This window comes from Marinobacter sp. (genome assembly GCF_041984545.1).
GTDB lineage: Bacteria > Pseudomonadota > Gammaproteobacteria > Pseudomonadales > Oleiphilaceae > Marinobacter.
This window is the reverse complement of sequence record NZ_JBHIXV010000023.1, coordinates 46,180-68,072: the sequence shown is the minus strand read 5'-3', so window position 1 is coordinate 68,072 and position 21,893 is coordinate 46,180. Positions and strand designations below refer to the sequence as shown.

22 protein-coding genes are annotated in these 21,893 nt (G+C 61.0%); 14 read left to right on the top strand and 8 right to left on the bottom strand.

Annotation, left to right across the window (positions count from 1 at the left end):
- Nucleotides 1-95: 95 nt before the first annotated feature.
- Complete coding sequence (locus tag ACFC20_RS12030; RefSeq protein ID WP_375193213.1) at nucleotides 96-1,598, bottom strand: MFS transporter; 1,503 nt, start codon at nucleotides 1,596-1,598, stop codon at nucleotides 96-98.
- Between the two features lie 47 nt (nucleotides 1,599-1,645).
- Complete coding sequence (locus ACFC20_RS12025) at nucleotides 1,646-2,107, bottom strand: universal stress protein (protein ID WP_375193212.1); 462 nt, start codon at nucleotides 2,105-2,107, stop codon at nucleotides 1,646-1,648.
- Between the two features lie 285 nt (nucleotides 2,108-2,392).
- On the opposite strand from ACFC20_RS12025, the gene ACFC20_RS12020 reads away from it, so the two are divergent.
- Nucleotides 2,393-3,748, top strand: coding sequence for a nitrate/nitrite transporter (locus tag ACFC20_RS12020; protein ID WP_375193211.1), 1,356 nt, complete (start codon nucleotides 2,393-2,395; stop codon nucleotides 3,746-3,748).
- Nucleotides 3,749-3,854: 106 nt separating this feature from the next.
- Entirely contained in the window at nucleotides 3,855-4,313 is a 459-nt protein-coding gene (locus ACFC20_RS12015; protein WP_375193210.1) for an EVE domain-containing protein, read from the top strand.
- Nucleotides 4,314-4,333: 20 nt separating this feature from the next.
- Here ACFC20_RS12015 and ACFC20_RS12010 read toward each other — a convergent pair whose 3' ends face one another.
- Nucleotides 4,334-5,686 (bottom strand): hypothetical protein, encoded by a 1,353-nt coding sequence (locus tag ACFC20_RS12010; protein WP_375193209.1) that lies wholly within the window; start codon nucleotides 5,684-5,686, stop codon nucleotides 4,334-4,336.
- 220 nt (nucleotides 5,687-5,906) lie between these two features.
- Between ACFC20_RS12010 and ACFC20_RS12005 the strand changes: the two genes are divergently transcribed.
- Nucleotides 5,907-6,734 carry an ion transporter gene (locus ACFC20_RS12005; protein WP_375193208.1) on the top strand — a complete coding sequence of 276 codons (828 nt, stop codon included), beginning with the start codon at nucleotides 5,907-5,909 and terminating at the stop codon, nucleotides 6,732-6,734.
- Nucleotides 6,735-6,791: 57 nt separating this feature from the next.
- On the opposite strand, the gene ACFC20_RS12000 is transcribed toward ACFC20_RS12005, so the two are convergent.
- The gene (locus ACFC20_RS12000; RefSeq protein WP_091987703.1) at nucleotides 6,792-7,169 is read right to left on the bottom strand and encodes a SirB2 family protein; all 378 of its coding nucleotides are present in this window, start codon (nucleotides 7,167-7,169) and stop codon (nucleotides 6,792-6,794) included.
- Nucleotides 7,170-7,294: 125 nt separating this feature from the next.
- Between ACFC20_RS12000 and ACFC20_RS11995 the strand changes: the two genes are divergently transcribed.
- Nucleotides 7,295-8,479, top strand: coding sequence for an NnrS family protein (locus ACFC20_RS11995; RefSeq protein ID WP_375193207.1), 1,185 nt, complete (start codon nucleotides 7,295-7,297; stop codon nucleotides 8,477-8,479).
- Nucleotides 8,480-8,499: 20 nt separating this feature from the next.
- Here the strand turns inward: ACFC20_RS11995 and ACFC20_RS11990 are convergent, their stop codons facing one another.
- The gene (locus ACFC20_RS11990; RefSeq protein WP_375193206.1) at nucleotides 8,500-9,015 is read right to left on the bottom strand and encodes an SRPBCC family protein; all 516 of its coding nucleotides are present in this window, start codon (nucleotides 9,013-9,015) and stop codon (nucleotides 8,500-8,502) included.
- 218 nt (nucleotides 9,016-9,233) lie between these two features.
- Here ACFC20_RS11990 and fabA point away from each other — a divergent pair, with 218 nt between their 5' ends.
- Together fabA and fabB are read left to right on the top strand one after the other, a co-directional pair.
- Nucleotides 9,234-9,743 (top strand): bifunctional 3-hydroxydecanoyl-ACP dehydratase/trans-2-decenoyl-ACP isomerase, encoded by a 510-nt coding sequence (fabA, locus tag ACFC20_RS11985; protein ID WP_091987710.1) that lies wholly within the window; start codon nucleotides 9,234-9,236, stop codon nucleotides 9,741-9,743.
- Nucleotides 9,744-9,754: 11 nt separating this feature from the next.
- A complete protein-coding gene (fabB, locus tag ACFC20_RS11980; RefSeq protein ID WP_375193205.1) occupies nucleotides 9,755-10,966 on the top strand; it encodes a beta-ketoacyl-ACP synthase I in 1,212 nt (403 codons plus the stop codon).
- A 24-nt stretch (nucleotides 10,967-10,990) separates the two neighbouring features.
- Here the strand turns inward: fabB and ACFC20_RS11975 are convergent, their stop codons facing one another.
- The gene (locus ACFC20_RS11975; RefSeq protein ID WP_091987714.1) at nucleotides 10,991-11,347 is read right to left on the bottom strand and encodes a helix-turn-helix transcriptional regulator; all 357 of its coding nucleotides are present in this window, start codon (nucleotides 11,345-11,347) and stop codon (nucleotides 10,991-10,993) included.
- A 184-nt stretch (nucleotides 11,348-11,531) separates the two neighbouring features.
- Here ACFC20_RS11975 and yegQ point away from each other — a divergent pair, with 184 nt between their 5' ends.
- The 8 genes from yegQ to ACFC20_RS11935 all read left to right on the top strand — a co-directional run bounded on the left by yegQ (nucleotide 11,532) and on the right by ACFC20_RS11935 (nucleotide 19,802).
- Nucleotides 11,532-12,863 (top strand): tRNA 5-hydroxyuridine modification protein YegQ, encoded by a 1,332-nt coding sequence (gene yegQ / locus ACFC20_RS11970; RefSeq protein WP_375193204.1) that lies wholly within the window; start codon nucleotides 11,532-11,534, stop codon nucleotides 12,861-12,863.
- A 492-nt stretch (nucleotides 12,864-13,355) separates the two neighbouring features.
- Complete coding sequence (gene sufB / locus ACFC20_RS11965) at nucleotides 13,356-14,804, top strand: Fe-S cluster assembly protein SufB (RefSeq protein WP_375193203.1); 1,449 nt, start codon at nucleotides 13,356-13,358, stop codon at nucleotides 14,802-14,804.
- 209 nt (nucleotides 14,805-15,013) lie between these two features.
- On the top strand, nucleotides 15,014-15,787 hold the full coding sequence (gene sufC, locus ACFC20_RS11960; RefSeq protein ID WP_375193202.1) for a Fe-S cluster assembly ATPase SufC: 774 nt from the start codon (nucleotides 15,014-15,016) through the stop codon (nucleotides 15,785-15,787).
- A 13-nt stretch (nucleotides 15,788-15,800) separates the two neighbouring features.
- On the top strand, nucleotides 15,801-17,087 hold the full coding sequence (gene sufD / locus ACFC20_RS11955; protein ID WP_375193201.1) for a Fe-S cluster assembly protein SufD: 1,287 nt from the start codon (nucleotides 15,801-15,803) through the stop codon (nucleotides 17,085-17,087).
- Nucleotides 17,088-17,093: 6 nt separating this feature from the next.
- Nucleotides 17,094-18,347 (top strand): aminotransferase class V-fold PLP-dependent enzyme, encoded by a 1,254-nt coding sequence (locus ACFC20_RS11950; protein WP_375193200.1) that lies wholly within the window; start codon nucleotides 17,094-17,096, stop codon nucleotides 18,345-18,347.
- A gap of 13 nt (nucleotides 18,348-18,360) precedes the next feature.
- Nucleotides 18,361-18,714 carry a HesB/IscA family protein gene (locus ACFC20_RS11945; protein WP_375193199.1) on the top strand — a complete coding sequence of 118 codons (354 nt, stop codon included), beginning with the start codon at nucleotides 18,361-18,363 and terminating at the stop codon, nucleotides 18,712-18,714.
- An 80-nt stretch (nucleotides 18,715-18,794) separates the two neighbouring features.
- The gene (sufT, locus tag ACFC20_RS11940; RefSeq protein WP_375193198.1) at nucleotides 18,795-19,337 is read left to right on the top strand and encodes a putative Fe-S cluster assembly protein SufT; all 543 of its coding nucleotides are present in this window, start codon (nucleotides 18,795-18,797) and stop codon (nucleotides 19,335-19,337) included.
- Nucleotides 19,338-19,802, top strand: a complete 465-nt coding sequence (locus ACFC20_RS11935; RefSeq protein WP_375193197.1) for a SufE family protein — start codon at nucleotides 19,338-19,340, stop codon at nucleotides 19,800-19,802.
- A gap of 60 nt (nucleotides 19,803-19,862) precedes the next feature.
- Here ACFC20_RS11935 and ACFC20_RS11930 read toward each other — a convergent pair whose 3' ends face one another.
- On the bottom strand, nucleotides 19,863-21,077 hold the full coding sequence (locus ACFC20_RS11930) for a flagellar assembly protein T N-terminal domain-containing protein (protein ID WP_375193196.1): 1,215 nt from the start codon (nucleotides 21,075-21,077) through the stop codon (nucleotides 19,863-19,865).
- 6 nt (nucleotides 21,078-21,083) lie between these two features.
- On the bottom strand, nucleotides 21,084-21,629 hold the full coding sequence (locus ACFC20_RS11925; RefSeq protein WP_375193195.1) for an LPP20 family lipoprotein: 546 nt from the start codon (nucleotides 21,627-21,629) through the stop codon (nucleotides 21,084-21,086).
- Nucleotides 21,630-21,893: the final 264 nt, after the last annotated feature.

Here is a 21,893-nt window from a genome sequence, read left to right as displayed (position 1 = left end):
ACGGGAGGACTTGCACCTCCAGGAGTGCGCCCGTGCCGGGCGCACCAAAAAAGCCCGCGCGGATCGCTCCGGGCGGGCACTCTTGCATAAACGGATCAGGCGGTTGCAGCGGCCTGCCGACGGCGCTCCTCTTCCTCGATCTGCAGATCCACCGAAGACACATGGTATTCCTCGGAGAATCCGCTCTCGGGCTCTTTCAGCCACAGGATACACAGCAACCAGCTGACGAAGGCGCCGCCGGCGATGATGTAGAAGAACTGGTTGGGGGTAACGAAGGTGAAGATGGTCAGGTACACCACCGCACCCACGTTGCCGTAGGCGCCGGCCATGCCGGAAATCTGGCCGGTGAGGCGCCGCTTGATGGAGGGGATGATGCCGAAAGTGGCGCCCTCGGCTCCCTGCACGAAGAAGGAGGTGAACACGGTGATGGCCACTGCGATGATCAACGGCCAGTTGGAGTTAAGCAGCCCCATCAATCCGAAGCCCACGGCAATGCCGAACATATAGCTGAGCATCACGAACCGGCGGTTGCCCAGGCGGTCGGATACCAGCCCGCCCATGGGCCGTGCCACCAGGTTCACGAAGGCAAAGGAAGCGGCAATAAGGCCGGCGGCGGTGGCACTCAGACTCCAGGTTTCCTCGAAGAACATGGGCAGCATGGATACCACCGCCAGCTCGGCACCAAAGTTGGCAAAGTAGGTGCTGTTGAGCGCCGCTACGCTGTTGAACGGGTACTTGTCATCTTCCGGCACGCCCTTCTTGAGGATGGGCACATTCACCCGCAGGATCTGGATGATCTGGTAGGTCACTATGGCCACGATGACTGCGTAGCAGAGCGCGGCGCCGGTGGGGCTCAGGTAGCCCATGTTCTCGATACGCCACACCAGGATCGCCAGCACACCCACCAGCGGAATGGTCCACAGGATCAGCTTGATCATGTCGCCCCAGCTGCTCACTTCCAGCGCCACTGCCTTACGCGGCTTGCGGTGCACGGTACCGGCAGGGCCGTCGGTAATGGCAAACCAGTAGTACACCCCGTAGGCCGCCATCACGATGGCGCTCTGGGCAATGGCCCAGCGCCAGCCGTCTTCACCTCCGTACATGTGCAAGGCGATGGTGGGCAGGGTTATGGCCGCTGCGGCGGAACCGAAGTTGCCCCAGCCGGCGTAGAAACCCTCGGCGAAGCCGATGTCCTTGGGTTTGAACCACATGGCAGTCATGTGGATGCCGACCACGAAGCTGGCGCCAATGGAGCTGAGCACCAGGCGGCTGACCAGCAGCTGGGTCATGGTATTGCCGAAGGCAAACACCAGGGCCGGAATGGCCATCAGCACCATCAGTACGGAAAACACCCGGCGCGGGCCGAAACGGTCGAGCGCCATGCCCACAATGATGCGCGCGGGGATAGTCAGCGCCACGTTGCTGATTGCAAACAGGCGCAGGTCATCGGCGGTCAGCCAGTCGACGCTCTTGAGCATGCTCGAGGCGAGCGGCGCCATGTTGAACCACACGTAGAAGGTAATGAAGAATGCAATCCAGGTCAGGTGCAACGCCCTGATCTCCGGATTACGGACGTGGAAAACGTCAGCGACTTTCATGTCAGCCTCCCTGGGCTATCAGATACAGAAACAGGTGATGCCCGGGCTCAGCGGCTGGGCAGAATCAGGAGCGGACACTGGATCCGGCGGGCGAGGAAGGAGCTCACGCTGCCGAAGGTCATGTAATCCAGTTCGTCCACGAAATGGGTCAGTGAGCGGGCAATAAAGCCGCCGTCCGGCTCGTGGCTGTGACGGGCAATAACCAGCATGTCCGGGTGGATCTTCTTCTCGGCGGCGAACAGCAGCATCTTGCGGGCATCGCCCTCCAGCAGCATGGTCTCGGCGGAAATGTCCTCCTTCTGGCAAACCTCCAGGGCCTCAGCGAGAAACTGTTTCAGCTCGCTCACTTCCTGCTGGAACAGGTCTTCGTTGCCCGCAGTGATGTCCCTGGGGTTTTCAGCCACCGCCACCAGGGTGATCACGGGCGTGAGGTCACGGAACATGGTGAGGGTCTGGGCCAGGGCCAGCCTGGCATTGCGCGAGCCGTCGTAGGCAATCATGATTTTCATGGGTGGGTTCTCCGGGGGCGCTTCCGGCGCCCGTTCGATTGATATCCGTCAGCATTAGCCCACACTCAGGTGGTGCCCATAATTGACGTAAATCAACCCCCGCGGCGCCTACCCCACCGGAGAAATCAGAGACCTATCCCCTCCGCATTAAACGAGGCCGGGCACCTACCACCGCTGCCCCCAGCAGGAGGTACCTCCAATGCCCCGCACCGATGAATGCCGGATTTGGTAGCTTAAAGAGGCGGCTTCACAGAGCGCTCAACGGATACCCGGAAGGAGGGAAACATGGCCACCAGCCCGTCGAAAACCGAGCAACACCGAGCCCTCGGCCTGTCCACGTTTGCCTTTACTCTCTGCTTTGCGGTGTGGACGATTTTCTCGATCATCGGCATCCGCATCAGTGAGGACCTGGGATTGTCCGATACCCAGCTGGGGCTGCTGATGGCCACCCCCATCCTCACCGGCTCCATCAGCCGTCTGTTTCTGGGCATCTGGACCGATCGCTACGGCGGGCGCTGGGTGTTTGGCATTCTGATGCTCACCACCGCGGCGTGCGTTTACCTGCTGACCTTCGCCAGCACCTACCTTATGTTGCTTGTAGGCGCCCTCGGCGTGGGACTGGCCGGTGGCGCTTTCATTGTGGGCGTGGCCTACACCGCAGCGTGGTTCGAGCCCAAGCAACAGGGCACGGCCCTGGGCATTTTCGGGGCGGGCAACGTGGGGGCGGCGGTCACCAACTTCGGGGCGCCGTTCCTGCTGGTGGCGTTTGGCTGGGAAAGCACGGCGCAGATCTATGCCACAGTGCTGGCCGTCATGGGGGTGGTGTTCATCCTGCTGGCGAAGGAAGATCCGCTGGCGGCGGAGCGGGCCGGTGCCCGATCCAAATCTTTCATGGAACAGATGGAACCGTTGCGGGAGCTGCGGGTCTGGCGGTTTGCCCTGTACTATTTCTTCGTGTTCGGGGCCTTTGTGGCCCTGGCACTGTGGCTGCCGCATTTCCTGATCGGCGTGTACGGCCTGGATATCAAGACGGCCGGCATCATCGCCGCCCTTTACACCATTCCTGCCTCCCTGTTCCGGATCCTCGGCGGCTGGCTGTCAGACCGTTTCGGCGCACGTCGGGTGATGTACTGGACGTTCGGAGCCTCGGTTGTGTGCACCTTCCTGCTCAGCTATCCGCCCACTGACTACGTAGTACAGGGCATTGATGGCGACATCCGCTTCACCCTGGCCATGAATCTGCCGATGTTCGTGGCCCTGATTTTCATCCTTGGCTTTTTCATGTCGCTCGGCAAGGCCGCGGTGTACAAGCACATCCCGGTGTACTACCCCAAACACGTGGGTGCCGTAGGTGGGGTGGTTGGCATGATCGGCGGTCTTGGCGGCTTTATCCTGCCGTTGACCTTTGGTGCCCTCAACGACCTGACCGGCATCTGGCAGAGCTGCTTCATGCTGATGTTCGCGATTGTCGCCGCTGCGCTGGCCTGGATGCATTACGCCATTCGGTCTGCCGAGCGTGAGGAATGGGCTGCCAACGAGGAGCGTACCGATCTGCCGGAGTTGTCCTCGCCCCACCTGTTCTATCCGCTGAACCGGAAAAAGGGCACCGCTCCCCTGTCACCTCCGCCGAAGACGGAGTAGGACGTCAAGCCACCTTTGATTGCGCCTCATTGCCCCGCTCGCCGGGGCTTTTTTCGTATAATCCCCGGGCAACGTTGCGCGAACTGACCAACCCGGGGGAATCGATATGGCGAAATGGCTTGTAAAATCCGAACCGGACGAGTGCGGCATCGACGATTTTGCCGCCGACCCGCAGTCGGTCATTCCATGGGATGGCGTGCGCAATTACCAGGCCCGGAACTTCCTGTGCCAGATGGCCGAAGGTGATGAGGTGTTCCTGTACCACTCAAGCTGCAGGCACATTGGCGTTGCCGGCATTGTGAAGGTCGTGCGCGGCCCATACCCAGACGCCGCCCAGTTTGACTCTCACTCACCCTACTTTGATCCGAAAAGCAGCCCCGAGAACCCCCGGTGGACATCGGTGGATATGCGGTATGTCCGGACGCTGCCCTCACTGGTCTCGCTGGCGACACTCAAGTCAGCGCCGGAGCTGGCCGATCTGCCCCTGGTCAACAAAGGCAGCCGCCTCTCGGTCATGCCGGTGAGCGAGCCGGAATGGCAGGCAATCCTTCGCCTGGCCGAATGACCGACACGGCCACGGGCTGTTCACTCGTCGTGAGGAATGGGATCAGGGCTGCGATCCCACCCCACCAGTGCCAGCGTAGCAACTACCCCGATCAGCAGGCCCATCCAGGGCTCGAAGAACGCCAGGGAAGCACCAATTAACACCACCGTACCTCTCGAGGCGTTATCGCGCGGAATGGACATGGCAATGTAAGCGCAGGCAAAGCCCGTCAGAACCAGCGTCAGCGACAGAGCCACACCCAGCAGAGGTTTGAGGCCGGTCAGCAGCGGCAGCAGGAAGAAGATAAAGGGCAAGCCCATGAGGTAGTAGGAAGCCAGCCCGCTGTGCAGACTGTTCATCGCCCTGGGCCCCTGTTTCCAGCGCTGGACAACAATCACGTGAACGCCGGTCCAGACGGCCCCCTGAGTCGGGAAGAACGGCGCAACCACACCCATGATGGCGTTGCGGATCGACAGGGAAAAATGGGTGCGGTTGAGATTGATATCCACGTGCTCGTCCTTGCGCACCTTCAGTCCATCCCTGAGTACCTCGTTGCCTGTCACCAGATCGCCGAACAGAATGATGTAGGCGATCAACGCCAGGGGAATGCTCTGAAGGAGCATCTCCTGCGACGGCCAGCCAATCACCAGCGGGGAGACCTTGGCAAAGGCATCGCCCAGGGGCGGCACCAGGAATCCCCACTGGATGTCGAAATTGACCTCTCCGACCAGGGGCCCGACAATCGCCGCCGCCAGGAAACCCGGCAACAGGCCGAGCGAGCCCAGCAGGAAGAAGAAGCGACTGCGTTCCTTGAGCTTCTGCATTGGAATCGAGAACGTGAAGATCAGACAGATGGCGCAGGCAAGACCGGTCGCAATGGGCTGCTCCAGTAGAAAGCGTTCGGCATCGTCCACGAACACCCGCTTGAGCGCAGCAATGGAAGCCCCCAGGATAATACCCGCCTTCAGTGTATCCGGCAGCCAGATGACAAACCGGCGACCCAGGCCGGTGATGCCGAGGAACAGCACCAGCGCGGCGAACACCAGGCTCAGAGCGGTCATCGCCTGGAAGCGGCTGGCAGGATCCTCATAGCCCCCTATGACAAAGGCCAGAATCAGCGGCAGGGCAGGAGTAATCCAGCCGCCGGCGTAGGGCTCCCCGAATACAATGACGGCCGAGGAAATCAGCGCGGCGTGGATCATGGACAAGGCCACAGCTTCCTCAAAGCTGAGCCCGAAGAATGCCGTCATCACCGGAATCAGGGCAAGGCCGGTCGCTGCTGAAACGAATAGCCCCTGCAAGAACTCCGACCAGCACAGCCGCGTGTGATAGAAGGGCAGGCGGAAGGTGAACGGCCCCCAGCGCCAGCCGGCCAACTCAGGTCTGTTTTCCATGGAATGTCACTCACTGTCAGTCTTGTTGTTGTTCGTGAACTGATTATGGGAAGGGTTTGGCTATGGTGCGAATGAATAAGGCTGATCAACCTCAATAAACAGGAGTTATGGACAGTATCGCCCGCGACCGCAGGCGCAGAGCCACATCCAGGCTATCCAATTGCCGCGCCGGGCTTTAGAATTCCACCCTCCCCCGCATTATCTGGAGCTGTTGCCTGCCATGTCGCCCCAACTGAACTCTGTGTCCGGTTTCGAGAAACTGCGCCTGATCGAATCCAGCAAACTGTTCCAGGGCGTGGTGATTGCCATCATCATCCTCTCGGCGCTGACCATCGGCGCCAAAACCTACGACGTGCCGCCGCTGATCGAACAGTCCCTGCTGGTACTGGACAACGCCATCACCCTGTTTTTCCTCGTTGAGATCCTGTTCCGGTTTGGCGTATGCACGGACAAGAAACGCTTCCTGCTGGATGGCTGGAACCTGTTCGATACCCTGGTGGTGATCGGCAGCCTGATTCCGCTGGATAATTCCGAAGCCGTTCTACTGGGACGCCTGCTGCGGGTGTTCCGGGTGCTGCGTCTGGTGTCGGTGGTACCGGAACTACGCTTCCTGATCAACTCCCTGCTCAAGGCCATTCCGCGCATGGGCTACATTGCCCTGCTGATGTTCATCATCTTCTACATCTACGCCGCCATGGGCTCCATGTTTTTTGCCAGCGTGGACGAGGAGCTCTGGGGTGACGTTGCCATTGCCATGCTCACCCTGTTCCGGGTGGCGACCTTCGAGGACTGGACGGACGTGATGTACGCCACCATGGAACAGTACCCGCTGAGCTGGCTGTTCTACATCACCTTTATTTTCCTGACGGCGTTCGTCTTCCTGAACATGATGATCGGCGCCATTCTGGAGGTGATGAGCGAGGAGCAGAATGCCAAGCAGGCCCAGAAGGCCCACGATGAGCGGGACGAGATTGCCCGCCAGCTGCAGGCCGTTCAGAACCAGCTGGCAGCGCTGACGGAACAGATGAGTAACGGGCGTCGGGACTGACGCCCCTGGTTATCAGAACACCGGGTTATCAGAACACCGGGTTATCAGAACACCGGGCTACCAGAACACCGGTTTGTATATCGCCAGATGGAAAATGCCGGTTACCAGCCCCAGCGCAACCACAGCCGCCGTTACCCGGGTAGGAATGCCCAGGGAGGGCTTGAGCGCGAAGATACCGGCAATGATGTAACCGATCAGCAGGAAAATCTTGGCCGTCAGCCAGCCGTGAACCAGCGGCACCCAGGGCGTGACGAACAGCAGGCCGATGGCCGCCGTCAGCAGGATGGTATCGTTGGCGTGGGGGATCCAGCGCAGCGGCGTGGTCCGCCAACCGGGCCTGCCCACGGCATCGAGCAGTAATCGCAGCGCAAACAGCACCACGGTAAGGTAGGCCGTGGTCATGTGCAGGTGCTTGAGTATCAGATAGGCGCTCATTGTCATTCCTTTGTGAATCAAAACGATGGGCCCATTGTACGCACACATACCCCGAACCGGGTATGGTCAATCACGGCCACCGCATATAAGATTCTTATTAAATGTATCTATATGCGGAGACCGCCATGCAGGCCATTCCTTCCGTCCATAAATCCGGAGCTGCCAGCATTGGCCAGCTGTTCAGCTATCCGTTCCGGATATTCTTCCTGTCGATGACTCTTCTGGCGCTGCTGGCCATCCCCGCGTGGGTGATGCAGATTACCGGCGTTATCCAGCTGCCTCTGGCCATGCCGGGCCTGCTCTGGCACCAGCATGAGATGCTGTTCGGCTTCCTGTCGGCCGCCATTGCCGGCTTTCTGCTGACCGCCGTGTGTGTCTGGACCCAGACCAACCGGCTCCATGGTCTCGCTCTGCTGCTGCTCTGGGCCGTGTGGCTGGCAGGGCGTGTGCTGCTGGCCACCGGAGCCGCCCTGCCAGAGTGGCTGGTACAGGGCGTCAACCTGGCCTTCCTGCCCCTGGTGATGATGGACGCCGGCTGGCGTATCTGGAAAGCCCGCCAGAAACGGCAACTGCTTATCCTGGTGGTACTCGGACTGCTCTGGATGATGCAGATCGGGTTTGTCACGCGGCTGGACATGACCTTCAGCTATGGCGCCCTGATCATGGCCATGGCGCTGATCAGCATCATTGGTGGCCGGATTACCCCCGCCTTCACCAGCGGCTGGCTGCGTCAGCGGGGGCTGGATGCCTCGGCAGTGACAACGGTACCGGCCCTGGACATGGCATCCGTCTTCACCCTGATTGCGCTGATGGCATCTCTGGTCTCCGGCTGGCAGACCGGTACCGGCGTTCTGGCGGTCATCTCGGCAGGCCTGATGCTGGTGCGTCTGGCGGGCTGGAAGGGCTGGCTGGTCCGGCAAGAACCTCTGCTCTGGATACTGCACCTGTCCATACTCTGGGTGCCCGTCGCCCTGATCCTGCTGGCCGGTTCGCTGCTGGCTAGCTGGCCCTCAAGCGCCTGGACTCACGCCGCAGGCACCGGCGCCGTAGCCTGCCTCATTCTCGGTGTGATTGCCCGGGTGGCCCTGGGCCATACCGGCCGACCGCTGATACTTCCGAACGGCATGGTGCTGGCCTTCTGCGCCATCCATCTGGCCGCTCTGATACGGGTATTGACTGCTTTCGGGGTGATTCCGTGGCATCCGGGTATCGGCACCAGCACTCTGCTGTGGCTGGTGGCCTTCGGGCTGTTCCTGTACCGGTACACCGGTATTCTTGCCAGCCCCCGCCCGGACGGTCGCGAGGGCTGAGCGTCCCGATCACTGGCGGCTCAGGCCGCCAGTTCCTCTTCCAGCAACCCCTGAAAGACCTCCCGAGCCTGACGGAACCGGCTCGCCGGAAAATGGATCCGGATGCCTTCGAGTGCCGCCAGCAGCATTTCCAGATGGGCATCCCACCCGGCGCAGGCAATGGGCACCAGCTCGTCCTGGGGCAGTAGCAGGGTCAGTGACAGGCGGGTGCCATTGTCTTCCGACGCAAGCTCCCAGATCAGCGGCCGCTCCGGCGCATCGCCGGAACTCCAGGAATAGGCAAGCCTGCGGTTAGGCCGGCATTCGGTGATCCGGCAATCTATGGGCATGCCGCTGTTGCCAAAGTCCAGCTGCACCCGCCCGCCGTTACGGGCGTCCAGGGTGCCCGGCGCCAGCCAGTCGGCCAGGCAGACAGAATCGGTGAGCATTCGCCAGACCGCCTCAGGCGGATGGTCGATCTCCCGCTCCAGCTGCACCCTCACCCGCCCGGCTTCGCACCGGACCTGACCACTGATGATTGCTTCGTCCCCGGACATGACTCCTCCTTACCAGACAGGCGCTGCGAGGTCATCGCACACGTATGCCGACCAGTTTAGGGAGCGCCTTTTCAGCCCGCCTTGATGACCATCAACGCCAACGGGAATGGCCACAGGAGGAACTATCCACCAGCAAACATCCACTAATGGTCAATAGCCCCTCGTCAAATTCGAGCTAAAGTATTAAGAAATCATTTTGTAATAGAGACACTGGCACTATGACTGCAGATCGTTTTGACAAAGAAGACCTGATCAAGTGCGGCCACGGCAAGCTGTTCCCCGGCTCCATGCGCCTGCCCATCGATGAAATGCTGATGTTCGACCGCATTACTCACATTGCCGATAACGACGGTTTGTTCGGCAAGGGCAGCCTGGTGGCGGAACTCGACATCAACCCGGACCTGTGGTTCTTCAAGGTGCACTTTGTGGATGATCCGGTGATGCCGGGCTGCCTGGGCCTGGATGCCATGTGGCAGCTGGTGGGCTTTTTCCTGGCCTGGGGTGGCGGCGAAGGCAAAGGCCGCGCCCTGGGTGCCGGCGAGGTGAAATTCACCGGCCAGGTATTGCCCACGGCCAAGAAGGTCACCTACCACCTGGATCTGAAGCGCGTGATCCGGCGGAAACTGACCATGGCCATCGCCGATGGCCGTATGGAAGTGGACGGCCGGGAGATCTACACCGCCAAAGACCTCCGGGTTGGCATGTTTACCTCGACTGATGACTTTTAGGAGTTAGCAGAATGCGTCGCGTTGTAATTACCGGTATGGGCATTGTTTCCAGCCTAGGTACCAACCAGAAGGAAGTAGCCCAGTCACTCAGGGAATCCCGCTCCGGCATCGGCTTCAGCGAGGAGGCCCGGGACAACGGTCTGCGCAGCCACGTGTGCGGCCAGATCAACCTGAACCTGCCGGAACTGATTGACCGCAAACTGTGGCGTTTCATGTGTCCGGCCTCGGGGTACACCTACCTGGCCATGCTCGAAGCCATCGAGCAGGCGGGCCTGACGGAGAAACAGATCAAAGCCGACACCACCGGGATCATCTTCGGTCAGGGCGGCGCCTCCACCGTCGAGCTGCTGGATTCCATCGATACCCACCGGGACCGCGGCATCCGTCGCGTTGGGCCGTATCGCGTGCCCCGTACCATGGGCAGCGCCATCAACGCGTCTATTGCCACCGGCTTTGGCATTCGCGGCATCAACTACGGCATTACCTCGGCCTGTGCCACCAGCGCGCATTCCATCGGCCATGCTGCCGACCTGATCGCCCTGGGCCGCCAGGACGTGATGTTCGCCGGCGGCGGCGAGGACATCCACTGGACTCTGAGCCTGCTGTTCGACGCCATGGGCGCCCTGTCCACCAAGTACAACGACACGCCCGAGCTGGCCTCCCGCACCTACGATGCCAACCGTGACGGATTTGTGATTTCCGGCGGTGGCGGCGTTCTTGCCCTTGAGGCCCTGGAGCACGCCGAGGCCCGTGGCGCCAACATCCTGGCCGAACTGGTTGGCTTCGGTGCCACCTCCGACGGTGCCGACATGGTCGCGCCGAGCGGCGAAGGGGCCGTTCGCTGCATGAAGCAGGCGATGAAAAACCTCGATGGCGAGATCAGCTACGTCAACACCCACGGCACCAGCACGCCAGCCGGGGACGTGACCGAGCTGAAAGCTCTGAAGGAAACCTTTGGCGACAAGATTCCGCCCCTGAGCTCCACCAAGCCCTTGTGTGGCCATGCACTGGGTGCGGCCGGCGTACATGAGGCTATCTACAGCCTGATCATGCAGCGGGAGGGCTTCATTGCGCCGTCCGCCAACATCCAGACCCTGGATGAGGGAGCCGAGGGCTACCCGATCGTGCGGGAGCGCATGGACAACCAGAAGCTCGATCTGGTGATGAGCAACAGCTTCGGATTTGGTGGCACCAACGCCACCCTGATCTTCAAGAAGGTGTGACTCGTCGAGAAAGCGCCGCTCGGTTCAAGACAGCCTGACCGACCGATACTCAGCCGGGGATGTTCCCATCCAGCGCTTGAACGCCCGGCTAAAGGCGCTTAACTCGGAAAAGCCAAGCTGCTCGGCAATTTCCACCAGCGGCTTGGTTTTATCCTGCATGTAGGTCAGCGCCTGCCGACGACGGACGTCCTCCAGCAACCGGGCAAAGGTCAGCCCTTCCCGCCGGAGCTTTTTGTGCAGGGTGTAGCGGCTCATGTGCAGCTGCGATGCCACCACCTCAACACCCACCTTGCCACGGGCCAGCTGCACACTGATCAGGGAACTGACCCTGGCACTCAGTGATGCCCGTGCCACCTCTGGTTTCAGAGGCCTTGCTGCCATCTGCGATTCCTCCTCTCGAATTCAATGGCCGATCAGGCCACGGTTGCGAGCGTACACATGTTAGCCGAAAACAATCAATACGACCTTTGAGCAGGATCAAGGGAATCGGTTTCGGATTACGGCAGACTTGCCAGAGTTTTTTCCACCCTAGAACCTGAAGGCCCTCAGACTGCCACGGAGCCCCATGAATCCACCGGAACTCCTCGCCCCAGCCGGCACCCCCGAACACCTTGAAACCGCGTTCGCCTACGGCGCCGATGCCGTCTACGCAGGCCAGCCGCGGTATTCACTGAGAGTAAGAAACAACAGTTTCAAAGACGTTGCAGCCCTTGGCGCGGGCATCGCCAGGGCCCATCAGTTGGGCAAGCGGTTTTACCTGGTGTCCAATATCGCCCCTCACAACGACAAGGTGAAAAGCTACCTCAGGGATCTCGCGCCTATTCTTGAGCACAGGCCCGATGCGCTGATCATGTCCGATCCCGGCCTGATCATGCTGGTGCGGGAGCGCTGGCCGGACCAACCCATCCATCTGTCGGTGCAGGCCAACGCGGTGAACTGGGCCGCGGTTGAATTCTGGCGTCGGCAAGGCATCCAGCGAGTGATCCTCTCCCGGGAACTGGCCCTCGAGGAAATCCGCGACATCCGTGACCGGGTGCCGGCCATGGAGCTGGAAGTGTTCGTCCACGGCGCCCTGTGCATGGCCTATTCCGGCCGCTGCCTGCTGTCCGGCTACATGAACCACCGAGACGCCAACCAGGGCGCCTGCACCAACGCCTGCCGGTGGAACTACCAGCCAGTGGCGCACCAGCAGGACCAGACCGGCGACCTCATTGCCACCACCGGCGGCGGTGAAGCACAGGAAATCGCACCGAAAGAAATCCTGCTGCAGGAACCCAATCGCCCCGGTGGCTTCATTCCCGCCTACGAGGATGAGCACGGCACCTACATCATGAACTCGAAAGACCTGCGAGCGGTGCAGCATGTCGCCGAACTGGCAACAATCGGCGTGCACTCCCTGAAAATCGAAGGTCGCACGAAGAGCACCTACTACGTGGCCCGCACCACCCAGGTTTACCGCCGCGCCATCGACGAAGCCGTGCAGGGCAAACCCTTCGACATGGCCCTGATGGACGAACTGGAGGCTCTCTCAAACCGCGGCTACACCGAGGGTTTCCTCCGCCGCCACCCGCCGAAGGAGTACCAGAGCTACGAACAGGGCACGTCCTTCCTGGGCACCCAGCAGGTGGTGGGCACCATTGCGGACGCCGACGACCGCTGGCTGACCATCGACGTCAAAAACCGGTTCGCCCCTGGCGATTCCCTGGAACTGATCACCCCGACCGGCAACCTCCGGTTCTCGGCCAGTGTCATGGAAAACCGAAACGGCCAGGCCATGGCGTATGCGCCTGGCAGCGGACATGTTGTCCGTATACCGAAGCCGGAGCGCCTGCCCGAGTCTCTCGATTTCAGTTATCTGACCCGAATCGATTCCGAAGAGCCCCGCAGCCTGGCTTAGACCTTGGTCGCGAATAGCCGGAGGTTGGGCATGTAGGGCAGGGGGATTCTCCCAAAACCCTGTCTTGCCAGGGATGGCAAGACGGAGCCCCCAGGGATGGGTTTACGGCGTGTTTTGGGAGAATCCCCCTGCCCTGCATGCTTCGCCCGGGCGAAAATTTCTGCAGAACAAAGCTATCAGCACCATTGCCAGCCCCTTAGTGCCCCATGGACCGATTAAGGTATAATCAGCCCACGCGCAAATTAATACCTGACTAAAATACTCTGGTATTGTATAATCGCTCGCCAGAAGCAGACGGACCGGCTGTATTTATTATCGAAAGCCAGCGGCTTCCGTCATCCAAAAAGCGATTGCAGGGCGTACTCACCGGACGAGCGACCACTGCAACACCCGAACAGCTGATATCCGACCGGCGCCCGTCCCAAACGTGGCGAGGCAGCCGGCGAAACCAAGGGCCCAGGGCCCGCGATGAGAGAATACGGAGCGACGATCATGGCGACCACCGATAAAGAGGTGAACGAGCTGATCAAACGGGAATACGAGCACGGATTCGTGACCAACATCGAATCCGATACGTTCGAGCCCGGCCTGAATGAAGACGTTATCGCCCGCCTGTCCGGCATCAAGAAAGAACCGGAATGGATGCTGGAGTGGCGCCTGAAAGCCTACCGTCGCTGGCTCGAGATGGAAGAGCCGGACTGGGCCCACGTGGGCTACCCGAAAATCGACTACAACTCGATTTCCTACTATTCCGCGCCCAAGCGCAAGGAAGACATGCCCCAGAGCCTGGATGAAGTGGATCCGGAGCTGCTGAAAACCTATGAGAAGCTGGGCATCCCCCTGCACGAGCGTGAAAAGCTTGCCGGCGTGGCCGTTGATGCCGTGTTCGACTCCGTGTCTGTGGCTACCACCTTCAAGGAGCCGCTGGCCAAGGCCGGCGTGATTTTCTGCTCCATTTCCGAGGCCATCCGCGATTACCCGGAACTGGTACAGAAGTACCTGGGCTCCGTGGTTCCCCACGGCGACAATTTCTTCGCCGGCCTGAACTCCGCGGTGTTCTCCGACGGCACCTTTGTTTACGTGCCGAAGGGCGTGCGCTGCCCCATGGAGCTGTCCACCTACTTCCGCATCAACGCGGCCAACACTGGCCAGTTCGAGCGCACCCTGATCATCGCCGACGAAGGCAGCTACGTTAGCTACCTCGAGGGCTGCACCGCCCCGATGCGCGACGAAAACCAGCTGCACGCAGCGGTGGTTGAGCTGGTGGCCCTGGACGACGCCCAGATCAAGTACTCCACGGTACAGAACTGGTACCCGGGCGATGAGGAAGGCAAAGGCGGCATCTTCAACTTCGTTACCAAACGCGGCGCCGCCATCGGCAAGAACTCCAAGATCTCCTGGACCCAGGTTGAGACCGGCTCTGCGGTTACCTGGAAGTACCCCAGCTGTGTGCTGCGGGGCGAGAACAGCGTGGGTGAGTTCTACTCGGTGGCGCTGACCAACAACTTCCAGCAGGCCGACACCGGCACCAAGATGATCCACCTGGGCAAGAACACCTCCAGCACGATCATCTCCAAGGGTATTTCCGCCGGAAAGAGCTCCAACGCCTACCGCGGTCTGGTGAAGTTCGGTCCCGGCGCGGAAGGCGCGCGTAACTTTACCCAGTGCGATTCGCTGCTGATCGGCGACCGCTGCGGCGCGCACACCTTCCCGTACATCGAGAGCAAGAACAAGTCGGCCATCGTCGAGCACGAGGCAACTACCTCCAAGGTCAGCGACGAGCAGATGTTCCTCTGCCGCCAGCGCGGTATCGACCCGGAACAGGCGGTTTCCATGATCGTGAACGGCTTCTGTAAGGAAGTGTTCAAGGAGCTGCCCATGGAGTTCGCGGTCGAGGCCGGCAAACTGCTCGAGGTCAGCCTCGAAGGCTCTGTCGGTTAACAGAACGGCAAGCGCAAAAGCATAGCGGAAGCCGCCGGGCAGGCCCTTCCGGGATCGTCGAAATCAGGGATGATTTCGTCGAGCGTACAGGGACGTATCCACAGCGTATCCCGGAAGGGCCTGCCCGGTGGCTGACTCACCCGATCAAGCGGTCAGCAAGGCCAGGGTGAACATCAGAATTCAACGGTTAAACGAGAGAGAAGCGACAAATGCTGAGCATCAAAAACCTGCACGCCTCCGTTGAGGGCAAAGAAATCCTCAAGGGCATCAACCTGGAAATCAAGGCCGGGGAAGTTCACGCCATCATGGGCCCCAACGGCTCTGGCAAGAGCACCCTGTCCCAGGTGCTGGCAGGCAACGAGGCATTTGAAGTGACCGAGGGCGAAATCAGCCTGAATGGCGAGAACTTGCTGGAACTGGAAACCGAAGAGCGCGCCCGCGAAGGCATCTTCCTGGCGTTCCAGTACCCGGTGGAGATTCCCGGCGTCAGCAACCTGCAGTTCCTGCGCACCGCTGTGAACGCCATGCGTCACCACCGCGGTGAGGAAGAAATGAACGCGGCCGAATTCATGAAGCTGGCCCGGGAAGTGTCCAAGCAGGTCGACCTGGACCCGTCCTTCCTCAAGCGTGGCGTGAACGAAGGCTTCTCCGGTGGTGAGAAGAAGCGCAACGAGATCCTGCAGGCCCTGTTGCTCCAGCCGAAGCTGGCCATTCTCGACGAAACCGACTCCGGCCTCGACATCGACGCCCTGAAAGTCGTGTCCGACGGCGTGAACGCCCTGCGTTCCGAAGACCGTGCCATCCTCATGGTGACCCACTACCAGCGCCTGCTGAACCACATTGTGCCGGATCACGTGCACGTGCTGGCAGGCGGCAAAATCATCAAGTCCGGCGGCCGGGAACTGGCCCTGGAACTGGAAGAGCGTGGTTACGGCTGGCTTGGCATCAAGGACGAGGAACCGGCCGAGAGCGCGGGCAACTAAGGGAGGTCGCGGAATGAAACCAGCACCAACGCTTTCGACGGCTTTCCTGCATCCCACTGGTCAATCCCTGCCGGAGCCCTTCCAGGCCCTGCGCAAGCAGCGCGGCACGGCCCTGGTGGACATGCCCCTGCCGACCCGGAAAACCGAGAACTGGAAGTACTCCAGCAAGTATCTCAAGCTAACCGACGAGATGGCCCTGTCGCTGCCGGCGGAGGGCAAGACTGGCAGCAGCCTGGCCGTTCCGGGCTACAAGGTGGTGTTCCTGAACGGGGTATTGATCCCCGAGGCCAGCGAATATCCGGATCTGGACGGCATCCGCATCCAGAGCTTCGATGACATGGACAACGACGAGGCTGCGGCCCTGGCTGACCGGCTCGACAGCACCCTCGATAACAAGGCTGTGCAGATGGCGCGGCTGAACTCGGCCCGCTTTGAAGACGGCCTGCTGGTGCGCCTGAAGCCCGGCGCGGTGCTCGACCAGCCGCTGTTCATCGTGCACGAAGTGAGCGCTGATGCGAGTGGCTCGGCCTACCCCAGAATCTACGTAGACGCCGGTGCCAACAGCCAGATCACGCTTGTTGAGGAATACATCTCCAGCGGTTCTGAACCGGTGATGGTCAACACCGTCACTGAATTCGCCCTGGCCGAGGGCGCCAACGTCACCAGCGTGCGCCTCAATATGGAAGGCGATAACGTGCAGCACATCGGCGCCACCGGTGTGCGCCAGCAGCGCAGTTCCCGCTTCGAAAGCCACTGCGTCGGCTTCGGCGGCCCGCTGCGCCGGCACGACCTTCAGGTGCGGCTGGAAGGCGAAGGCGCCGAATGCAAACTCAACGGTGTGGTGGTTACCCAGGGCAAACAGCACTACGACAACCACACCACCATCGAGCATGTAGCGGCCCACTGCAACAGCGAGGAGACCTACCGCAACATCGCGGCAGACCAGTCCCACGCCATCTTCAACGGCCGCATTCATATCCACCAGGATGCCCAGAAGTCCAACGCGGATATGAACAACAAGAACCTGTTGCTGTCCAACGGGGCAGAGATAGACACCAAGCCGGAGCTGGAAATTTACGCCGATGACGTCAAGTGCGCCCATGGCGCTACTATTGGTCAGCTCGACGAGATTTCCCTGTTCTACCTGGTTTCCCGGGGCATCGGCCGGCGCGAAGCGAACGTGCTGCTGACCATGGCCTTTATTAACGAGCTGGTGGAACAGATTCCGGTCGAAGCGGTGCGGGAAACGGCCCAGGGCCGCCTGAACCACTTCTTTGAAGAGACATTCCAGGAGGCATAACCGGTCATGACCGATCTCTCCGTGGCACAGACCGCCAATCGCCCCACCTTCAACGTGGAGGCCATACGCCGGGACTTCCCGATCCTGTCCCAACAGGTGAACGGCAAGCCCCTGGTGTATCTGGACAACGGCGCCTCCGCGCAGAAGCCGGAAGCGGTGCTGGGCGCCATGGATCGTTATTACCGGGAAATGCATTCCAACGTACACCGGGGCGCCCACACCCTTGGCGATCGGGCAACCGCCGCCTTCGAAGGGGCGCGGGAGACCGTGCGCGCGTTCATCAACGCGGAAAGCACCCGGGAGATCATCTGGACCCGGGGCACCACCGAGGCCATCAACCTGGTGGCCAACGGTCTGGCAGCACGCCTCAAGCCCGGCGACGAGATCCTGGTCAGCCACATGGAGCATCACGCCAACATCGTGCCCTGGCAGATGGTGGCCGAGCGCACCGGCGCAAAAGTGGTACCGGTACAGGTCACACCGGACGGCGAGCTGGACCTGGATTCGTTCACCAGCCTGCTGAACGAGAAAACCCGCGTACTGGCGCTCACCCACGTGTCCAACGTGCTTGGCACCGTGAACCCGGTAGCGGCACTGGTTGAGCAGGCCAAGGCCCACGGCGTCATTACCCTGCTGGACGGCGCCCAGGCGGTGCCCCACTTCCAGCCGGATGTGCAGGCGCTGGGCTGCGATTTCTACGTGTTCTCCTCCCACAAGCTGTTCGGCCCCACCGGCATCGGTGTGCTCTATGGCAAGACCCAGCTGCTGGAGGAAATACCGCCCTACCAGGGTGGCGGCGAGATGATCGAGCGGGTGTCGTTCGAGCGCACCACCTGGAATACCCTGCCCTACAAGTTTGAGGCAGGTACCCCGCCGATTGCCGAGGCCGTGGGCCTGGCCGCAGCCATTGATTACCTGAATGGCCTGGACCGTACGGCGATGGAAGCGGCGGAAGCGGCGCTGCTGGCCCGCGCCAACCAGCTGGTGGAAACCGTGCCCGGCATGGAAATCATCGGTACGGCGAAACAGAAAGTGCCGGTGATGTCCTTTAAAATTGCCGGTTTGCACCCCAGTGATATAGGCACGCTGCTGGACCAGCAGGGTATTGCGATCCGCACCGGCCACCACTGTGCCATGCCGCTGATGGATTTCTATGGAGTTCCCGGTACTGCCCGGGCCTCCTTTGCGTTCTACAATACACTGGACGAGGTGGAAACATTCTTTACCGCCCTGCAGAAAGTCCAGCGCCTGTTTGCCTGATGGAGGTGGAATCATGACAGCTGAAGTCTTCACCCCGAGCGTCGCCGTCACCATGACCCCGAGCGCGGTCAAGCACGTGCGCAAGCAGCTTGACAAGAAGCCCGACGCACGCGGTATCCGGCTGGCCATCAAGAAAAGTGGCTGCTCCGGCTTCAAGTACGAAACCCAGTGGGTGGAGGAAGCTGCCACCGACGACAAGGTGTTTCACATCGACGGCGTGGATGTGTTCGTGAAGGAAGAGCATCTGCCACTGGTGAACGGCATCGAGATTGATTTCGTGACGGAAGGCGTGAACTCCATGTTCCAGTTCCGCAACCCGAACGCCACCGCCGAGTGCGGTTGCGGCGAGAGCTTCACCGTCGCGTAACCCCTCACTGAACGTGTAGGTCGGATTAGCAAAGCGCAATCCGACACCAAAGATTGGAAAAAAGCGAGGCCCGAACCGGCATGCAAGAACGCGAAGTGGTCCTGACAAAACGCGAGGTGGAAGCCCGCCTTGTTCCCTCCGGAACCGAGATCATGATTCCGTCGGACACCTTTGTGACCATTACGCAGTCGCTCGGTGGTACCTTCACCGTCGCGGTGAACGGTAACCTCGCCCGGGTTGAAGGCCACAACGCCGATGCGCTCGGCAAAAAGCCCCTGGAAAGCAGTTTTGAAACGCCGGCAGACGGCACCGTCAATGAAAATCAGGTCTGGGAAGCCATGCGCAACTGCTACGACCCGGAAATTCCGGTAAACGTGGTGGATCTGGGCCTGATTTACGAGTGCAAGATCGAGAATGGCACCGAGGACGGCAATCACGTCTACGTTCTGATGACGCTGACCGCCGCCGGCTGCGGTATGGGCCCGGTGATTACCGAGGATGTGAAGACAAAACTCGAGCACGTGCCCAATGTGGACAAGGTAACCGTTGAGCTGACCTTCGATCCGCCCTGGAGCAACGACATGCTCACCGACGAAGCCAAGCTTGAACTGGGGATGCTGTAAATGACCGCCAGCGAACAGGACTTTCTGAACAACCCCCTGGGTAAAGACACCACCCTGGACGATGTGCTGGATGGCTTCGAACTGCTGGACGACTGGGAAGAGCGCTACGCGTTCATCATCGACCTGGGCAAGCAGCTTCCGGCGTTTCCGGAAGATGCCCGGGTGGAAGAAAACTACGTGCACGGCTGCCAGAGCCAGGTCTGGCTCATCCATCATTACGATGACAGCACCGGTCGGCTCTACCTGCTGATTGATTCCGACGCCATGATCGTGCGCGGCCTGGCCGCCATCATTCTGGTGGCACTGAACGGAAAGACTCCGCGGGACCTGCTGGCCACCGACATCGACGAGCTGTTCGAACAGCTGGATCTGTTCCGCCACATCTCCCCGACTCGCGGCAACGGCCTGCGCGCCATGGTCGGCAAGATCCGCGACATCGCCGCCGCCGAAGCCGCCAGCGCCTGAGGCGCACTGCCCTCAACGATTCATACGGGGCTGCCACTGTCGTGGCCAGCCCCGCCTTCCTCACCAGAGAATGGCGATGTCGTCCCTCTGGATGTTCACCATCACCCCGGGCTGGGGCATGGTACCCCGGCTTTCCCTTGGCTGGACCCGATCAATGGTGACCGAAACCCCGGCATCGTGGAGTTCCGGAGTAGCCTCTGGCGCCTCCAGGTACCTCTTGCTCCGGTAGAGTTTCAGCTCGTCCCCGGGCCGAAGTCCCGCTGTTGAGCCGGACTCCAGGGTCACCCCGTGGCCGTCGACTCTCGCCACCCGTGTCATGAAAGGCTGGCAGGCCAGAGCCTCGGACACCGCCCCCGCCATCTCGCCGATCAGCGCCTGCACAGACTGGCCGTAAGCCGTTTTCTGGAAGCCGGCGGAGCCGAAGCCTGTCGAGCTTCCGGGGCCGGCATTCCATTCTGCGGCAGTTTCAAACCGCTGCTGGTACACCGGCGCGCCACTGAATCCGTCAAACACCACCAGATCGACCGCAAACCTCCGGCTCTGGTCAACGGTGCCCAATCCACGCTGCAGCCCATCGAGTACGGATGTGCCCCAGGCTGACGGATCAGCAACCCCCAGGTCGCGGATGACACCGGTTACCACAAACTGGGCGTCCAGTTCCCGCGCCAGCTGGGACATGTTGCTCAACCGATTGTCACCCGCCTGCACGGTGGGCGCATTCAGCAGGTCACCGAACAGCCGTGAGGTGGTGGCGGCAAAAACCTGAAAGCCGCCCCGCTCCACCAGTCGCCGCTGGAGCTGTTGCGGCAAGATTTCGCCGGCGTCGTCCAGGCGGCCCACCCGGGCTTGGTCCGGGTACAGCAGGGGAAAACCGGTGATGGCCACCCGCTTTCTCAATCTCCCGGCGTCGCCGGCGGCACACTGGCCGGCGCCAGCGCTGACATCCCCCTGAACCGTCACTCGTAACAGGTTGCCATTGCGGTATTCGTCAATGATGCGCACGTTGCGCGCGTTCACCGCCGAGGCCAGATGGGTACGGGATTCCGTGAGCACGCCGTTTTCCATGGTATCCCGGGTGCTTACCCTGGCCTCGTACTGCAGCGAGAGATCGCGCATCGCAGCTTTGCGGGCTTCTGCCCGGGCGGCTTCCAGATCCCCGTTATGGATGTTGGCATGGCCCACACCTTCCAGCACCACGGCCCGTGCACCGGCGGCAAAGGTCAACGCCAGCAGCATCAGCCAGGTTGCAACGGAACGGGTCGAACATCTCATCATGGCCGGTTACTCGAGGTAGTACAGGGAATCAACGCCCCTGCTCTGAACGTCGCCAATACTGTCGTTGTCCTGGGGCATGGGAATCGGGCAAAGATCCTGCACCTGGTCGTCGGCAACCTTGGCGACACAGGCCCGGAACCTGGGCTCGAGCTTCAGCTCCATGACCGTCTCGAAAACCCCATCGCTGTGTTCGTTTACCGCCACCAGCTTGGCACCCCGGATGTAACTGTCCACGTACGTCCGGAACATGTCATTGCGCAGCACAAAGTCGTTCACCGTGGAGCTTCCATAAACCACCGTGCCGTATACCCGCTCCACCAGATTGCGGTAGGCGTCCAGCTGTGAGGCGCGGCGCGCCAGCAAGCGTTTGCGGCTGTCCGTTCGGTCGGAGGCGGCGTCGGCGTAGGTACCCAGACCGCTGACACGCACGGTGATAGGCTCCAGATCGGTATCCCGCAGGGACTGGTCACCGTCGCCGCGGAAGCCGCCGGTAGGGGCGCAGGCGGCAAGGCCGAAGGCCAGCACAGGGATGAGTATCCAGCGAAGGATCATTGCAGTTCTCCAAAGTACGTCCTGACAGGTTTGCCATGCCCCATGAAAAAAGTGCGCCAGTTTTTCCAGGCTACTGATATTTCGAGCAAAGGCACGGGCGGCGCCGGGTAATCGGCGGTGAAGCGGCAAAATTCTGCCTCCGTTTACAGTTCTGGAACAAACGGTTACCCCAAGCGTCGTGTCCACCGCCGGCTTCTGCATTACCCTCTGAGGATCGCATATCTGTTTTGCCTTTTAACAACCAGGTTACTGCCAACGAGATCC

What these genes read in the sequence shown, in the direction of transcription:
- ACFC20_RS12015 (WP_375193210.1), top strand. Translation starts at nt 3,855, where the DNA reads ATGGCGAAATGGCTTGTAAAATCCGAACCGGACGAGTGCGGCATCGAC.
- sufC (WP_375193202.1), top strand. Translation starts at nt 15,014, where the DNA reads ATGCTGAGCATCAAAAACCTGCACGCCTCCGTTGAGGGCAAAGAAATC.
- fabB (WP_375193205.1), top strand. Translation starts at nt 9,755, where the DNA reads ATGCGTCGCGTTGTAATTACCGGTATGGGCATTGTTTCCAGCCTAGGT.
- ACFC20_RS11925 (WP_375193195.1), bottom strand. Translation starts at nt 21,629, where the DNA reads ATGATCCTTCGCTGGATACTCATCCCTGTGCTGGCCTTCGGCCTTGCC.
- ACFC20_RS12030 (WP_375193213.1), bottom strand. Translation starts at nt 1,598, where the DNA reads ATGAAAGTCGCTGACGTTTTCCACGTCCGTAATCCGGAGATCAGGGCG.
- ACFC20_RS11990 (WP_375193206.1), bottom strand. Translation starts at nt 9,015, where the DNA reads ATGTCCGGGGACGAAGCAATCATCAGTGGTCAGGTCCGGTGCGAAGCC.
- ACFC20_RS12020 (WP_375193211.1), top strand. Translation starts at nt 2,393, where the DNA reads ATGGCCACCAGCCCGTCGAAAACCGAGCAACACCGAGCCCTCGGCCTG.
- ACFC20_RS12005 (WP_375193208.1), top strand. Translation starts at nt 5,907, where the DNA reads ATGTCGCCCCAACTGAACTCTGTGTCCGGTTTCGAGAAACTGCGCCTG.
- ACFC20_RS11945 (WP_375193199.1), top strand. Translation starts at nt 18,361, where the DNA reads ATGACAGCTGAAGTCTTCACCCCGAGCGTCGCCGTCACCATGACCCCG.
- sufB (WP_375193203.1), top strand. Translation starts at nt 13,356, where the DNA reads ATGGCGACCACCGATAAAGAGGTGAACGAGCTGATCAAACGGGAATAC.
- ACFC20_RS11975 (WP_091987714.1), bottom strand. Translation starts at nt 11,347, where the DNA reads ATGGCAGCAAGGCCTCTGAAACCAGAGGTGGCACGGGCATCACTGAGT.
- ACFC20_RS11930 (WP_375193196.1), bottom strand. Translation starts at nt 21,077, where the DNA reads ATGATGAGATGTTCGACCCGTTCCGTTGCAACCTGGCTGATGCTGCTG.
- ACFC20_RS12025 (WP_375193212.1), bottom strand. Translation starts at nt 2,107, where the DNA reads ATGAAAATCATGATTGCCTACGACGGCTCGCGCAATGCCAGGCTGGCC.
- sufD (WP_375193201.1), top strand. Translation starts at nt 15,801, where the DNA reads ATGAAACCAGCACCAACGCTTTCGACGGCTTTCCTGCATCCCACTGGT.
- ACFC20_RS11935 (WP_375193197.1), top strand. Translation starts at nt 19,338, where the DNA reads ATGACCGCCAGCGAACAGGACTTTCTGAACAACCCCCTGGGTAAAGAC.
- ACFC20_RS12000 (WP_091987703.1), bottom strand. Translation starts at nt 7,169, where the DNA reads ATGAGCGCCTATCTGATACTCAAGCACCTGCACATGACCACGGCCTAC.
- yegQ (WP_375193204.1), top strand. Translation starts at nt 11,532, where the DNA reads ATGAATCCACCGGAACTCCTCGCCCCAGCCGGCACCCCCGAACACCTT.
- ACFC20_RS12010 (WP_375193209.1), bottom strand. Translation starts at nt 5,686, where the DNA reads ATGGAAAACAGACCTGAGTTGGCCGGCTGGCGCTGGGGGCCGTTCACC.
- ACFC20_RS11995 (WP_375193207.1), top strand. Translation starts at nt 7,295, where the DNA reads ATGCAGGCCATTCCTTCCGTCCATAAATCCGGAGCTGCCAGCATTGGC.
- fabA (WP_091987710.1), top strand. Translation starts at nt 9,234, where the DNA reads ATGACTGCAGATCGTTTTGACAAAGAAGACCTGATCAAGTGCGGCCAC.
- ACFC20_RS11950 (WP_375193200.1), top strand. Translation starts at nt 17,094, where the DNA reads ATGACCGATCTCTCCGTGGCACAGACCGCCAATCGCCCCACCTTCAAC.
- sufT (WP_375193198.1), top strand. Translation starts at nt 18,795, where the DNA reads ATGCAAGAACGCGAAGTGGTCCTGACAAAACGCGAGGTGGAAGCCCGC.